This is a genomic window from Nocardia puris (assembly GCF_036051655.1).
Lineage (GTDB): Bacteria > Actinomycetota > Actinomycetes > Mycobacteriales > Mycobacteriaceae > Nocardia > Nocardia puris.
Map to the genome: position 1 here is coordinate 4,626,136 of NZ_CP107943.1, position 14,379 is coordinate 4,640,514.

Annotated in this window: 14 protein-coding genes and 1 pseudogene; 10 read left to right on the top strand and 5 right to left on the bottom strand. The window is 70.1% G+C overall.

The features are described from left to right. Positions 1–220: 220 nt before the first annotated feature. Positions 221–1,624, bottom strand: coding sequence for an MFS transporter (locus tag OHB21_RS21375; RefSeq protein WP_324192256.1), 1,404 nt, complete (start codon positions 1,622–1,624; stop codon positions 221–223). 61 nt (positions 1,625–1,685) lie between these two features. On the opposite strand from OHB21_RS21375, the gene soxR reads away from it, so the two are divergent. The 3 genes and pseudogenes from soxR to OHB21_RS37575 all read left to right on the top strand — a co-directional run. Further along, a complete protein-coding gene (gene soxR, locus OHB21_RS21380) occupies positions 1,686–2,150 on the top strand; it encodes a redox-sensitive transcriptional activator SoxR (RefSeq protein WP_324192255.1) in 465 nt (154 codons plus the stop codon). 50 nt (positions 2,151–2,200) lie between these two features. Further along, positions 2,201–2,917: a DsbA family oxidoreductase gene (locus OHB21_RS21385; protein ID WP_195125725.1), complete on the top strand. Its 717-nt coding sequence runs from the start codon at positions 2,201–2,203 to the stop codon at positions 2,915–2,917. A 321-nt stretch (positions 2,918–3,238) separates the two neighbouring features. Continuing rightward, a pseudogene (locus OHB21_RS37575) lies at positions 3,239–3,682 on the top strand (L-2-amino-thiazoline-4-carboxylic acid hydrolase); the annotation flags it as partial. Between the two features lie 186 nt (positions 3,683–3,868). On the opposite strand, the gene OHB21_RS21395 reads toward OHB21_RS37575, so the two are convergent. From OHB21_RS21395 to OHB21_RS21410, 4 genes are all read right to left on the bottom strand, one after another. Beyond that, complete coding sequence (locus tag OHB21_RS21395; protein WP_067513806.1) at positions 3,869–4,783, bottom strand: NAD(P)H-dependent flavin oxidoreductase; 915 nt, start codon at positions 4,781–4,783, stop codon at positions 3,869–3,871. Between the two features lie 36 nt (positions 4,784–4,819). Next, positions 4,820–4,975 (bottom strand): DUF6131 family protein, encoded by a 156-nt coding sequence (locus OHB21_RS21400; protein WP_170160782.1) that lies wholly within the window; start codon positions 4,973–4,975, stop codon positions 4,820–4,822. A gap of 33 nt (positions 4,976–5,008) precedes the next feature. After that, the gene (locus OHB21_RS21405; protein WP_067513807.1) at positions 5,009–5,404 is read right to left on the bottom strand and encodes a hypothetical protein; all 396 of its coding nucleotides are present in this window, start codon (positions 5,402–5,404) and stop codon (positions 5,009–5,011) included. Positions 5,405–5,599: 195 nt separating this feature from the next. Continuing rightward, complete coding sequence (locus OHB21_RS21410; protein ID WP_067513808.1) at positions 5,600–6,040, bottom strand: MarR family winged helix-turn-helix transcriptional regulator; 441 nt, start codon at positions 6,038–6,040, stop codon at positions 5,600–5,602. Between the two features lie 129 nt (positions 6,041–6,169). On the opposite strand from OHB21_RS21410, the gene OHB21_RS21415 reads away from it, so the two are divergent. From OHB21_RS21415 to OHB21_RS21445, 7 genes are all read left to right on the top strand, one after another. Then, a complete protein-coding gene (locus tag OHB21_RS21415; RefSeq protein WP_067513809.1) occupies positions 6,170–7,258 on the top strand; it encodes an alkene reductase in 1,089 nt (362 codons plus the stop codon). Between the two features lie 144 nt (positions 7,259–7,402). Continuing rightward, positions 7,403–8,326 carry a zinc-binding dehydrogenase gene (locus tag OHB21_RS21420; RefSeq protein WP_067513810.1) on the top strand — a complete coding sequence of 308 codons (924 nt, stop codon included), beginning with the start codon at positions 7,403–7,405 and terminating at the stop codon, positions 8,324–8,326. 187 nt (positions 8,327–8,513) lie between these two features. Beyond that, positions 8,514–9,839, top strand: a complete 1,326-nt coding sequence (locus OHB21_RS21425) for an FAD-dependent oxidoreductase (protein WP_067513811.1) — start codon at positions 8,514–8,516, stop codon at positions 9,837–9,839. Next, entirely contained in the window at positions 9,836–10,699 is an 864-nt protein-coding gene (locus OHB21_RS21430) for an alpha/beta fold hydrolase (RefSeq protein ID WP_067513812.1), read from the top strand. The genes OHB21_RS21425 and OHB21_RS21430 overlap by 4 nt, the downstream gene beginning before the upstream one ends. After that, positions 10,696–12,219 carry an aspartate aminotransferase family protein gene (locus OHB21_RS21435; protein WP_067513813.1) on the top strand — a complete coding sequence of 508 codons (1,524 nt, stop codon included), beginning with the start codon at positions 10,696–10,698 and terminating at the stop codon, positions 12,217–12,219. The genes OHB21_RS21430 and OHB21_RS21435 overlap by 4 nt, the downstream gene beginning before the upstream one ends. Positions 12,220–12,268: 49 nt before the next feature. Next, the gene (locus tag OHB21_RS21440) at positions 12,269–13,780 is read left to right on the top strand and encodes an FAD-dependent oxidoreductase (RefSeq protein ID WP_067513814.1); all 1,512 of its coding nucleotides are present in this window, start codon (positions 12,269–12,271) and stop codon (positions 13,778–13,780) included. A gap of 35 nt (positions 13,781–13,815) precedes the next feature. Beyond that, complete coding sequence (locus OHB21_RS21445; protein WP_067513815.1) at positions 13,816–14,355, top strand: ester cyclase; 540 nt, start codon at positions 13,816–13,818, stop codon at positions 14,353–14,355. Positions 14,356–14,379 lie beyond the last annotated feature (24 nt).

Genomic DNA, 14,379 nt, shown 5'->3' on the forward strand with positions numbered 1-14,379 from the left:
GCGTGTTCGGTCGGTTCGCCTGCGATCCACACGGTCGTTGCCCGCACCGATAACCTGTTGTCCCGCAAAGGGTTCCGGATGGCGGTAGTCGGCTGCGGGCAGGGCGGCGCCGGTGTGGCAAGGCTTTCCGGCCGTGCACGTCCGCTGGGCCGTCGCTCCACCTGCTCGCCGGTGACGACGCGGTTCGGTTTCCGCCGGTGGACGAAGCCGGCCCGCGTCGTCAGGTGGTTCTCCGGGTCGCCGCGAAAGCGGTTGCGGTACCGAGGAATACGAGTGCCGCGATTCCCAGGACGAGCCAGCGGGCCGACGCGGCCATATCCTCCCCGCCGAGGGCGAGGAGGTTGCCCGCTATGGCGGAGGTGAGGGTGTAGGCGATCAGTTGGGTCGTGCTGACGGCCGCGGCCGCCTTGGCGCCCTCGCCCTTGTCGGCGCTGCTGCTCATCGCGGCGACCGACAGGTGCGGGAAGGCCAAGCCGATACCGGCGCCGGCGATGAACAGCAGTACCGTCCACGCGATCACCACACCGGCGCCCGCCCCGGTGAACTGGAGCAGCCCGTATCCGCCCAGACCACCGGCGAGCAACCACGGCGCGAGCCGGACCAGACCGGGCGCGGTGGTGGGCGAGGCGTTCACGCTGAACAGTTGCGCGACAACCCATCCGAAGGACAGCGCGGCGCCGAGGAAACCGGCGAGCAGCGGTGTGAGGCCCGCGAGTTCCTGGCCGAACAGGGGGATGAAGTTCTCGGTCATCACGCCCGCGCACAGGGCGGCGACCGTCAGATAGACCCACTTCAGGGGGTTGCCGCGCGCGTAGGTCGAGCGGGGCAGCACGCCGTTCGGGGTGCGCGCGTCGAGCACGAGGAAGGTGGCGAGCAGGGCGATGCCCAATCCGATGCACACCGGCACGAGCGCGCCGGTGGCGGTCGATCCGATGCTCATCACCGCGGCCGTGAGCGCGAGGGCGAGGATGGGGAGGACGGGCACGGCCGCGCCGGGGCCGGATCGGGCGGGCGCGGCGCCCGGCAGCGCGCGGACGGTCAGGACGACGAGTGCGAGTGCGAGCGCGACCAGCATCGCGAACGCGAGCCGCCACGCGTCGAGTTCGGCGAACGCGCCGCCCGCCGCCGGGCCGACGAGCGCGCCGACGCCGAACATCGCCGACACCAGACCTGTTGCGCGAGTCCAGAGTCCGGCGGGCAGCACGGACCGGATCACCGCGTAGCCGAGTCCGGTGAGCAGTCCCGCGCCGAACCCTTGTACGGCCCGGCCCGCGACGAACAGTTCCATCGTCGGGCTCACCGCGCCCAGCGCCGTGCCGAGCGCGAACACCGTGTACGCGATCAGGTAGGAGCGGGCCGGGCCGCGTGCGCGCAGGAAGCGGCCGACCAGCACCGTCGCGATCACCGCCGTGATGAGGTACCCGGTCGAGGCCCACGCGAAATACCGCGCGCCCCCCAGGTCGTGCACCACCGACGGCATCAACGCCGCGGTGAAGTACAGGTTCATCGCGTACAGGCCGACGCCGCCGGCCAGTACCACGACGACGGGCAGGTGAGGCCTGCCGAAGAGCGTGCGCCACGAGCCGCTGGGCGCCAGGTCTTGTTTCACAGGGGAGAGTTCCACGCACGCCAAACTAAAAGTTAAGGTTGACTTGAAGTCAACACACCGGATGCCGAGGAGTGCGGTGAATTACACGCCGAAGGACTTGCTGACCGTGGGGGAGGTGGCCCAGCGCGCGGGGATCGCCACCAGCGCCGTGCGCTATTACGAAGAGCAAGGGCTCATCTCGTCGGTGCGCACGTCGGGCAACCAGCGCCGCTACGCGCGCTACGTGCTGCGCAGGCTCGGGATCATCTTGGCGGCGCGGCGTTTCGGCATTCCGCTCGCCGAAGTCGCGGAGATGTTCGCCGACCTCCCGCAGGACCGGATGCCGGGCAAACGCGACTGGCGGCGCATCTCCGCGCGCTGGCATCGCCGGCTCGAGGCCAGGCGGCGGGAGATCGAACGGCTCGAAGAGGAGCTCACCGGCTGCCTCGGCTGCGGCTGCCTGTCGCTGAACACCTGCCGGGTCCTCAACCCCGGGGACCGGCTCTCGGTGGAAGGGCCGGGGCCGCGCCGGTTGCACTACGACACGGACGACGTCTGGTGAAACACACCCCTCCGGGGAACAGGCCGGTGGCGGCGGGTGTTGCCAGAAACGTGCGCGTAGACATCTGGACCGACATCAACTGCCCGTTCTGCTACCTGGGGAAGGCGCGGTTCGAACGCGCGCTGGGGGAGTTCGCGCAGCGCGAGCAGGTCGAGGTGGTGCATCGCTCGTTCGAGTTGGATCCCACGCTGGGGCCCGAGGAGACCGGGCCGGTGGTGGCGAAGATCGCGAGCAAGTACGGCATCAGCGAGGCGCAGGCCGCCGCCAACGAGCGCGGTATCGGCGCGCAGGCCGGTGAGCTGGGCCTGACCTACCTGACCGAGGGCCGCGACTTCGGCAACTCGTTCGACATGCACCGGCTGTTGCACTTCGCCCACGAGCAGGGCAGGCAGGCCGACCTCCTCGACGCCCTCTACCGCGCCAACTTCGCCGACGCGCGCCCCGCCTTCGGCAGCGCCGAACGCCTGGTCGAGATCGCCGCCGACGCGGGTTTCGACGCCGCCGCCGTCCGCGCGGTCCTCGCCGATCCCACCGCCTACGCCGACGCCGTCCGCGCCGACGAGACCGAGGCGAGCCGCCTCGGCATCACCGGCGTCCCCTTCTTCGTCTTGGACGGCAAATACGCGGTTTCCGGCGCCCAACCTCCTGCCGTCTTCACCCAGGCCCTCACCCAAGCCTGGTCCACCCACCAACCCACCCTCCAGCCCATCGGCGCGAGCGACGAGACCTGCGGACCCGACGGGTGCGAATTGCCTTCTCGTGACTGAGGGAGTGGACAGGGCGGCGCGCCCATGGCATCCTGACCTCGTAATATCGACAACATATCGTTGACGCCAGGTTGGTCGGTGGAGTGCGTCGGCGTGCTCGTTCGGCAGCGAGCACGGCCGGCTGCGTGACCCGCGGGTGGCCGTGTTTCGAGACCGGACTCGTCTCGAAAGGACGGCACGGTGAACACCGACCCGTTCCCTCTCGATTCCGGTGCCTACGTTCCCGATCCGGAGCGCGACACCCGCCTGCTCATCGACGGGGTCTTCGACAGCGTCGCCCGGACCGTGCGTGCGCACGGGCTCGGCGACCCGGTGCCCGAAATGCGCGCTCGCCTGGATGAATTGGCGGTGCGACAGGAACATCGCGTCGTCGACGAACCCGCCCGCCACAATCTGCGCACGACGCTCGCGCTCGTGTTCGCCTACCGGTTCCTCCGGCCCGCGCTCGGGAGCACCGCCGCGCGCGTCGCCGTGCGGAAGGCGTTCGTCGAACCCCTCGCCGACACGTTATGTGCGGGTACGCGGGCGATGCTCGACGCCGTCGAGGACCCGTTCGCCGCCATGGTCGAGCTCAGCCGGTCCCGCGAAACCTTCGCCTTCGGAAGCGGTTTCGTCTTCGAGCACGCGGCCGACGACGACCGCCGCTACCACGTGAACGTCCGGCACTGCTTCTACCACGACGTCCTGCGGGCCGACGGCGTCGCCGAGTCGACACCGCAGATGTGCGAGTTCGACGCCACCTGGATCGCGGCCATCGATCCCGACCGGCACGGATTCCGCTTCGAACGCGCGACGACCATCGGCCGGGGCGGGAGTCACTGCCGTTCCACTTCGATCGCGTGGAGGCGACCCCGGACCAAGTCTGACCGTGGAAGCGGTGAAGCTGTCGTCGAGGCACCATGTCCGGTAATCGCGGTGCCCATCACGTTTCAGGTTGCCGGGCAACGGGTTTCAGCGAGGCGCGAGCCTGCGCACCACCTCGGCGGCCGAGGTTTCCTCGGTCAGGTTGCCCACGCCGAGGCCGGCGTTGACGGGGCGGTTGCGGGGGTCGTCGGCCGTGAGGGCTCGGTGGAGTTCGGCGGTGGCGGTGGGGAGGTCGGTGAGGCCGGTGCTCCAGCGGCGGGTGAAGTCGTTGGCGAGGACGCGTTCGGGGAGGTCCGGGGGCCAGGGGTAGCCGGCGGCCTGGTCGAAAATCGAAGTGAGGAGGGTGTTTTCGCCGTCGGCGGCGAGGAGGGCCGCGCGCTCGCCGGGTGTGGTGAGCGCTTCGCGGCAGGCGGTGAAGGCGGTGCCGACCCATACGCCCGCCGCGCCGAGGGACAGGACATGCGATACGTCGGTGGCGGTGGCGATCGCCCCGGCGGCGAGTACGGGGCGGTCGGTGACGCGCAGCACGTTCGCGAGGAGGGTGTCGCGGTTGTGGAGTGGGCGGCCGTGCCCGCCGCCTTCTTGCCCACGGGCCACCAGGAGGTCGGCGCCCGCGCGGTGGGCGGCCTCGGCCTCCGCGGTGTCGGCGACCTGGACGGCGGTGGGGATGCCGGCCGCGTGGGCGCGGGCGATCCAGTCCAGTTCCGTCCCGAAGCTGACGGACAGCAGCAGCGGGCCTGATTCGAGGGCGAGGTCCAGCAGGGCGGGCTCGCGGCGAACCACCCAGTCCACCACCCCGATTCCGACGCGCACCCCCTCGGGCACGCGGTCCAATTCCCGACTCAGTGCCGCGCGCGTGCCGGAACTGCCCATGCCGATCATCCCCAGTCCGCCCGCCGCGGAAACCGCGCCCGCGAGCGCACCGCCCGCCGCACCGCCCATCGGCGCGTTGACGAGGGGCACGCGGCCCGCGAGGGGATCGGTCGGGACTGGTCGTGACATGCGGTGATTCTGGCACGGCCGCTGTCGGGGAGGAACTCAGAAATAGTGGCGGCGGCCGCGCACCGGGCGGCCCACCGAACCGGCGATATACAGCACCGCGCCGATGAGGAGCAGGATGACGCCGGCGGTGATCAGCAGCCCGAATCCGAGCAGATATCCGACGATGAGCAGAACGAGTCCGAGAACGATCATGACGAGCTTTCCGATCGAGTATTTCAGTTCGAATTATTTGGTGGTGGCGCCGCGAGTGGGGGAGCCGGATTTGCGCAGGAATTGCGGAACCCGCCACTGTGGCGTGCGCGCCGTCGATTTCCGATCACCGGTGTGATCGGCGCGCGCCGCGGCGGCCACCCGCCGCGATTCCCGCAATTCGCGCCGGACCGCCATGTTCTTGCGGGTGGACCTGAAGACGCCGCTGAGCGTGAGGCTCACGCCCACACCGCCGACCAGGCCGACGACGATGCCGAGGAGGAACAGCTCACCGGTGGTGCCGCCGAACTGGTAGTCGAATACCGAGAACTCGCTGCCGAGGCGGTTGGCATCGCCGGTGTTGGCGGCGACTCCGGCCACACCGGCGGCGACCGCCAGCACCGCGACGAGGACTCCGAGAATGATGATCATGGCAATTCCCACATACCGAGTAACAATGTGCGGAATCGAGGTTCCCGCTGTTCCGGAAGTCAAACGGTGCGGCGGGCGATGATTTTCCCTTCGCCGGGCAGATACGTATCGATGCTGTTGAGCAGGCAAGTCGGCCCGGACTCTCGGCCGGCGACCGGGCGATTCGAGCCATCGGCCGCGCGTGCCGAGTGTTGTTCAGGCCGTGGGCCTCTGCGCGGCCAGGGCCTTGTGGAGCAGGGCGGCGAGCTGCTGCTGTTCCTCGTCGGTGAGGCCGTCGACCGCGCGGCGGGGGAAGTCGAAGGACTCCTCGAAGGCGTCGTTGACGACGTCGCCCGCCGGGGTGCGCACGATCTGGCGGAAGCGGCGGTCCTCGGGGTTCGGCTCGCGCCGCACCAGGGACCGCCCCTCCAGCCGGGTGACGATCTGGGTGATGTTGGAGGCGTCGCAGCCGAGTTCCTCGGCCAGTTCGCCCATGCCGCGGCGGGTGCCGACCCGGCCGAGGACGCAGGCGTGCGCCATGCTCATCGAGTGCTCGCGCGCCGCCGCCTCGAAGGCGTGGTTGTAGGCGTCCACGAAGTCGAACATCACGCGCTCGAGGTCGGTGGACGCGCGTACGGGGCCTGCCGGAACTGCCATAACGCGAATTCTATGCCAACGTTGAGTGGAATGCTTGATCCGATCAAGCACCTGTGCCACGATAGCGCTTGATTCGATAAAGTATTCGCGCCGGGGCTGCCGCGCGCGACCCAAGCAGAAGGAGTCAAGGTGAGCACCCTGTTCGAGCCGATCACGATCGGCAAGTTGGAGCTCCCGAGCCGCCTGTTCATGGCGCCGATGACCCGTAACCGGGCCACCCTCGACGGACGTGTCACCGAGCTCACCGCGGAGTACTACGCACAGCGGGCCAGTGCGGGCCTGATCATCAGCGAAAGCAACCAGCCCAGCGTCATCGGGCAGGGTTACTTCCTCACCCCCGGCCTGCACGCGGCCGAGCAGGTCGAGGCGTGGCGCGCGGTCACCGACGCGGTGCACAACGCGGGCGGGCGCATCTTCGCCCAGCTGACCCACACCGGCCGCATCGGCCACCCGGCCCTGTACCCGGACGGCGCCCTGCCGGTCGCGCCCTCGGCCGTGGCCAGCGGTGAGCAGCTGTTCACCCCCGACGGCATGATCGATCACCCCACCCCGCGGGAGCTGACCGTCGAGGACATCAAGACCACCGTCGCCGATTTCGTCTCGGCCGCGCGCAACGCCATCGACGCCGGCTTCGACGGTGTCGAGCTGCACGGTGCCAACGGCTACCTGCTGCACCAGTTCCTGGCCGACAACACCAACCTGCGCACCGACGAGTACGGCGGTTCGGTCGAGAACAAGATCCGCGTGGTCCTCGAGGTCGCGTCCGCGGTGATCAACGCCATCGGCGCCGACCGCACCGGCATCCGCCTCTCGCCGGCCAACCCGTTCAACAACATCGTCGAGGCCGACCCGGCGCCGCTCTACACCGAGCTGCTGAGCAAGCTGGCCGAGTTGAACCTGGCCTACGTGCACATCATCGAGGGCGGCAGCCGCGAGCTGACCAAGACCCTGCGCGCCGCGTGGCCCGGCACCTTCATCCTCAACCCGCACCCCACCCCGGAGGCCTTCCCGGCCACCGTCGAGGCCGCCACCGAGGCGCTCGAGTCCGGTGTCGCCGACGCCGTCACGCTGGGTGCGCTGTGGCTGGCCAACCCCGATCTGGACGCCAGGATCAAGGCGGGCGGGCCGTACAACACCCCCGACCAGGCCACCTTCTACGGCGGCGACCACACCGGGTACACCGATTACCCGACCCTGGACAAGGTCGCCTCGGCCTGATTCCCGCGACGATCACCCCGCGCGCGGCACCGGTAGGCCGGTGCGCGCGGGGTGGTCTCGTCATGTCCGTACCGCGTGGGCCGGACGTGCTCGCGCGGCTCGAGCGCCGGCGCGTAGCCGGCCGTACCGAAAGGAGCGCGGGCGTTGAAGGCACTCGTGCACGACAAGGTGAGTCCGCACATGCTGCGCCTGGGCAGCGCCGAGCCGCCGGCCCCGCGGCCGGATCAGGCTCTGGTGGAAGTGGTTTCGTTCTCCTTCAACTTCGGGGAGGTCGCGTTCCGCTCGCCCGAGGCGCCCGCGGGCCTGATCCCGGGGTGGGACGCCGCGGGTGTGGTGGCGCGGGCCGCGGTGGACGGGTCCGGTCCGCCCGCCGGGACGCGCGTGGTCACCTTCGGGTGGACCGGCGCCTGGGCGGAGCTGCGCGCGGTCGACACCGCCAACCTGGCCGTGGTGCCCGACGGACTCGACCTGGGAGCCACGGCCGCGCTGCCGGTGGCCGGGGTGAGCGCGTTGCAGGCGTTGCGCGCGCTCGGCCCTATCGTCGGGCGCCGGGTGCTGATCACCGGCGCGTCCGGCGGCGTCGGCCGGTTCGCGGTGCAGCTGGCGCATCTGGCGGGCGCGCGGGTGATCGCGTCGGTCGGCAGCCCGGAGCGCGGCGAGGGCCTGGCCGAACTGGGCGCGTCCGAAGTGATCGTGGGTCCGGAAGCGTTGCGCGAGCGCGTCTTCGGCGTCGTGGACAACGTCGGCGGCCGGCAGCTGGCCGACGCCTACCTGCGACTCGAGGCGGGCGGCACCGTGGTGGCCGTGGGCAAGGCGTCACGCGAGCCGACCACCATCGACTTCGAGGAGGCGCGCATCCAGGTCGACCGGGGCCGCATCGAGGCGTTCAACTTGCACGCGCCGCTGGGGCAGGAGTTGGCCACGCTGGTGGACTTCGCCGAGCGCGGCGCGCTTAGCCTTCCGATCGGCTGGCGCGGGGACTGGGTGGACTACCGCGAGGCCGCCGACCACCTGCTGAACCGCCGGATCAAAGGCAAGGCAGTCCTGGACGTGCGCCGGGTGTCCTGAGCGGTCCGCGCACGGCCGCGAAAACCGGCCCTTCCGCGCGGAAATATCGCTTCTACCAGCGCGAACAGCGGGCAGTTTCCGGACGATGAGCGGTCGATTACAGGCCCGTGGATACGGTCGCCCCGTGGGCTGGCCGGGAGCACCGGCCGCCCCTCGGCAAGAGCTGTACGAGCAAGGGAGACAGGCCATGACCAGCCGTGTGCGGAGCCGCGCTGTCGTGCTGGGAGGTGGGCTCGCCGGGTTGTTCGCGACCCGCGTGCTCGCCGACCGGTACGAGCGGGTAACCCTCGTGGACCGAGACCACCTGACCGGCCCGAATCTGTTGCGGCGCGGTCTGCCGCAGGGCCACCATCTGCACGGGCTGCTCTCGCGCGGCCAGCAGATCGCCGAAGAACACTTCCCCGGTGTCACCGATCAGATGGTGGCCGACGGCGCGGCGATCGGCGACGCCTCCGCCGACGTGCGCTGGATCATCAACGGAAAGCGCTTGGTGCAGGTCGATTCCGGGCTGGTCTGCCTCACCGCCAGCCGCCCGTTCTTCGAATCCCATATCCGCGACCGGGTGCTGGCGCTGCCCAACGTCGACCTGCTCGAGCAGACCGATATCAGCAGGCTGGAAGTGGTCGACGACGGTAAGCGGATCGCGGGCGTGTGGGTGTTCCCCGAGGCGTCGCACGAGACCCTGCTGCCCGCCGACCTCGTCGTCGACGCCTCCGGGCGCGGTTCGCGCGCGGCGGTGTGGCTCGAGGACCTCGGCTACGAGCGGGTCGAGGAGGAGAAGCACAAGATCGGGATGGGTTACGCCACCCGGTATTACACGATCCCCGACGAGGCGTTCGGCGGCGACATCTCGATCAACACGGTGGCCTCGGCGGGCGTGCCGCGCGGCTGCATCTGCCAGAAGATCGACGGCGGGCGCAGCATCGTCACGGCCTACGGCATCCTCGGCGATCACCCGCCGACCGATCCCGAGGGCTACCTGGCGTTCATCAAAACCCTTGCCGCGCCGGACATCTACGAGACCTTGCAGCACGCCGAGCCGATCAACGACCCGGTGGCCTACAAGTTCCCGACCAACCTGCGCAGGCACTACCAGCGCATGACCGACTTCCCGGCGGGCTTCCTGGTGATCGGCGACGCGGTCGCCAGCTTCAATCCCAGCTACGCCCAGGGCATGACGGTGGCCGCGATGGGCTCGACGGTGCTGCGCGAGCACGTCAACCGCGACGAGGAGATCGATCCGCTGGCCTACTTCGCCGACCTGGCCGCCGACGCGATCGACGGTTGCTGGCAGATGGCGATCGGCGCCGACCTCAGCTACCCCGAGGTCCAGGGCGAGCGCACCCCGGAGATCCTGGAGGCGCACGCGTTCATCGCGCAGGTCCAGGACGCGGCCAGCCGCGACGGCGATGTGTCGCGTGCCTACCAGCGCGTGATCGGCCTGGCCGACCACCCGAGCGTGCTGCACGAGCCGCAGCTCGAGGCCAAGATCCTGGGCGAGGTGCCGGCATGAGCGTCGAGCGAATCCCGTTCGGGCAGTGGACGTTCGACGTCGACGTCGAGGGCCCCGCCGACGGTCCCGCGGTGCTGCTGCTGCACGGCTTCCCGCACAGCCGGGCGTCGTGGACCGAGGTGGCGCCGATCCTGCACCGCGCCGGGCTGCGCACCATCGCGCCCGACCAGCGCGGGTACTCCGACGACGCCCGGCCCACCACGGTGAGCGAGTACGCGCTGCCCTTGCTGGCGGCCGACGCGCTGGCCGTGCTGGACGCGCTCGGTGTCGAGTCGGCGCACGTGGTGGGCCACGACTGGGGAGCGGCGGTGGCCTGGTACCTGGGCGCGCGGCACGCCGACCGGGTGAACAGCCTTGTCGCCCTGGCCATCCCGCATCTGGACGCCTACCAGTACGCCTACCGGGTGGACGCCGAACAGCAGCACAGCTCCCAGTACGTGGAGTTCCTGATGTCCGACGGCGCGGCCGAGCAGTTCCTCGCCGACGACGCCGCCCAGCTCTACGGGTGGTTCGCGCAGGCGGGCGAGGGCGTGCTCACCCCGGAACAAGTGGAGCGCTACGTCACCAAGCACCGCGAGCCCGGCGTGCTGGACGCGGCGCTGAACTGGTACCGCGCCAACAACCTGCTCGGCGAACCCTTCGAGTTCGGCCCCGTACCGGTCCCGACCACCTTCGTGTGGAGCGTCACCGACACCGCCGTCAGCAAGCTGGCGGTCGAGAAGACGAGCGAGCACGTGACCGGTCCGTACCGGCTGGTGACGCTGGAGCAGACCTCGCACTGGCAGCCGCAGCAGGACCCGGAGACGGTCGCGGCCGAAATCGTGCGGCTGGCCCGCACCGAACAGCTGGAGAACCGATGACCGCCGTAGCGACCGAACGGGAGTTCGCCGAGCCGTACCTGCGCGGGGTGCTGGCGACGGCGGGCCTCGACGTGGAATACACCCGGGGCGAAGGCGATACGCTCTACTACCGCCGCGGCGACGAAGAGATCGCGGTGCTCGATTTCGTGGGCGGCTACGGCTCCACGCTGCTCGGGCACAGCAACCCCGAAATCATCGAGTACGCCAGGGAACTGCTGGCCGCGCAGACGCCCATCCACGCGCAGTTCTCCCGCCACCCGTACGCCAACGACGTGGCCAACCAGCTCAATCGCATCGTGCGTCGCGAACTGGATTCGGACGAAGGCTACTTCGCGATCTTCGCCAACAGCGGCGCGGAAGCGATCGAGGCCGGGCTCAAGCACGCCGAGTTCGAGCGATTCGTGCGGGCCGCCGGACTGCGGGCGCAGATCGAGGCCGATATCGAGGCGGCCCGCGAGGCCTCGGTGCCTGCCGCGGAGATCGACGCGCTGGTGGCGGAGGTGACCGCGCACAACGAGGCGCTGTTCGCCGCCACGCCGCTGTTCCTGTCGCCGGTCGGCGCGTTCCACGGCAAGCTCGCGGGCAGCGTCCAGCTCACCTACAACCCGAACTACCGGGCGGTGTTCTCGGCGCTGGCCGCGCAGGCGCGGTTCGTGCCCGTGGACGAGCCGGGCGCGCTCGACGCGGTGGTGCGGGCGGAGAGCCGGGTTGCGAAAAGCCTTGTAGTCGAAGGCGGTTCCGTGCGCGTCGTGGAGCGGCCGTTCCCCGTGTTCGCCGCCGTGGTGCTGGAGCCGATCCTCGGCGAGGGCGGCATCCACGAGATGCCCGCAGACTTCGTCGCCGACGTCCAGCGGGTCGCTGCCGAACTCGGCATCCCGGTGATCATCGACGAGATCCAGACCGGCATGGGGCGCACCGGCGCGTTCCTGGCCAGCGGTCACCTCGGCCTGCGCGGCGACTACTACGCGATCGCCAAGAGCCTGGGCGGCGGGGTGGCCAAGGCCGCCGTGCTGCTGGTGCGGGAGTCACGCTACCTCAGCGATTTCGAGCTGATGCACAGCTCGACCTTCGCCAAGGACAGCTTCTCCACGCTGATCGCGCGCCGGGTGCTCGACATCCTGGAGGCCGACGACGGCGCGCTCTACCGGGCGGCCGAACGGCGCGGCGCGGAACTGCTGGCGGCGCTGCGCTCGGTGCGCGAGGAGTTCCCCGACGTGGTCGCCGACGTGCGCGGCCGCGGCCTGATGGCGGGCCTGGAGTTCGTGAACCAGGCGGAGTCGGACTCGGCGGCGTTGCGTGAGGTGGACGCCTCGGGCTTCTTCGGCTACTACGTCTCCGGATTCCTGTTGCGCGAGCACAGCATTCGCACCTTCCCGACCTCGAGCGCGGTGTACACGCTGCGCTTCGAGCCCTCGGTCTACATCGAGACCGCCGATATCGAGCGCCTGGCGGCGGCACTGCGCGACGTGTGCCGCGAGATCAGGGACGCGGGCGGGGCACGGCTGGCGGCCATCGCCTGAGCCCGTGCCGCACCGGAATTCAGCGCCAACCCAGTGAGGAGATTGAGGAATGACCGTGACCTCCGAAGTCGAGCGAGTGACACCGGACGACCCGAGGTACGCCACCTTGACGGCGAGCTTCAACGGACGATGGTCGGGCACACCGGATTACGTGCTGCTGCCGCGCTCGGTGGAGGAGACCGTCGCCGCGGTGCAGCACGTCGTGGACAGCGGCGCCCGCTTCGCCGTCCACAGCAGCGGCGCGGGGTATGAGGGTCTGATCGCGGCGCCGCAGAACCGCGTCGTGATCAGCACCTCGCAATTGACGTCGGTGGAGTACGACGCGAAGCGTTCCGCCTTCGCGGTCGGACCGGGCATTACCACCGTCGACCTGTACAAGGCGCTGCACGAGCAGTGGCGCGTGACGGTGCCGGCGGGCGTCGGCCCGCCGGTCGCGCTCGGCGGCCAGGTCACCAACGCGGGCTACGGCGCGTTCACGCGCCAGTTCGGCCACCTGGTCGACTATCTGGAAGCGGTCGAGGTGGTCGTGGTCGACGCGGGCGGGCGCGCTCGGGCCGTGGTGGCGAGCCGGGCCGCCGACGATCCGAACCGGGATCTGTGGTGGGCGCACACCGGCGGTGGCGGCGGGACTTTCGGGGTCGTCACCAAGTTCTGGTTCCGCGCGCCGGACGCCGAGGGCGACGCGCCCGCCGACGCGCTGCCCGCCGCGCCGGAGGAAATGCTCGTCTCCGAAGTGGTGTTTCGCTGGGCCGATCTGGACGAGGCGAAGTTCACCAGGCTGCTGACGAACTTCACCGGCTGGCACGCGCGCAACTCGGCGCCGGATTCGCCGGCCGTCAACCTGTTCAGCGCGCTCAAGCCGCGCCACATCTCGGCCGGGGAGTTCCTGCTCTCCACCCAGATCGACGCCGCCACACCGGATGCCGAGCGGATCCTGGACGAGTTCCTGGCCGCCGTCGCCGAGGGCGTGGCCGAGTACCGGGTGGACGTGCGCGAGCGGGTGTCGTGGATCAGCCACGTCACCGCCTGGGCGAACCTGGGCGGTGACGGCTGGGAGGGCAAGGGCCGGTTCAAGGCGAAGTCGGCCTACCTGCGGACCGAACTGCCCGCCGACCAGGCGAGCGCGTTCTACCGTCGGCTCACCGACCCGGACTTCCGCGAGCCAGCCACGCTGGTCGAGCTCGGCGGCTACGGCGGCCGGGTCAACGCCGTCGATCCCGCGGAAACCGCGGCGCCGCAGCGCGATTCGATCATCAAGCTGCTGTTCCTGGTGATGTGGGCGACCGAGGCGGAGGACGCGGCGAACCTGGCGTGGATCCGCGGCTGGTACCGCGACGTCTACGCCGCGACCGGCGGCGTGCCCGCGGCGGGTGGCCCGAACGGCGGCGCGGTCCTCAACTACACCGATACCGATCTGGCCGACCCGGAACTCAACGATTCCGGCCACTCCTGGGAGGAACTGCTCTTCGGGTCCGCGTACCCGCGGCTGCGGCAGGTCAAGGCCGACTGGGACCCGGGCAATCACTTCACCCACACCCTGGCCGTCCGTCCGGCCGACTGAACGAACGACTGATTTCTACCGGAAGGATTTCTCCGATGGCTGGCCTGGAGAAAATCGAATATTTCGACGACCGATATACGAAGGCGCGCGCCGCGCTGGGCGGTTCGCTGCCGAGCGCGGAACAGATCAGCGATATCTTCGAGCGCTGGTTCACCGCGTTGAACACCCACGACACCGATACGCTGCTGACGCTGGTCACCGACGACATCGTGGTGGAAGATCCGTCGATGATGGGGCGCAATTCGCGCGGGCACGACGATTTCCGCCTGTTCTCCGAGATCACCTACACGGCGTTCCCGGATATGCGTTTCGAGGCCACCACGGCGCCGCTGATCGCGCTGGACGGCAACCGCATCGTGGTGCCGTGGCGCGGCACCGCGACGTTCACCGGCTACATCGACCGCTGGCCGCCGGAGAACCCGGCCCCGCGCGTCGACGGCACCGGCAAGCAGTGGACGCTGGAGGGCACCGACACCTACGAGTTCCGCGGCGGGCTCATCTCCTGGTGGCGGATCAGCTTCGACTTCTTCGATATGTCGCAGCAGGTCGGGCTGCTGCCCGGCGGCGACGCGTAGCACCTTCGGCGCGGGCGGTCCGGC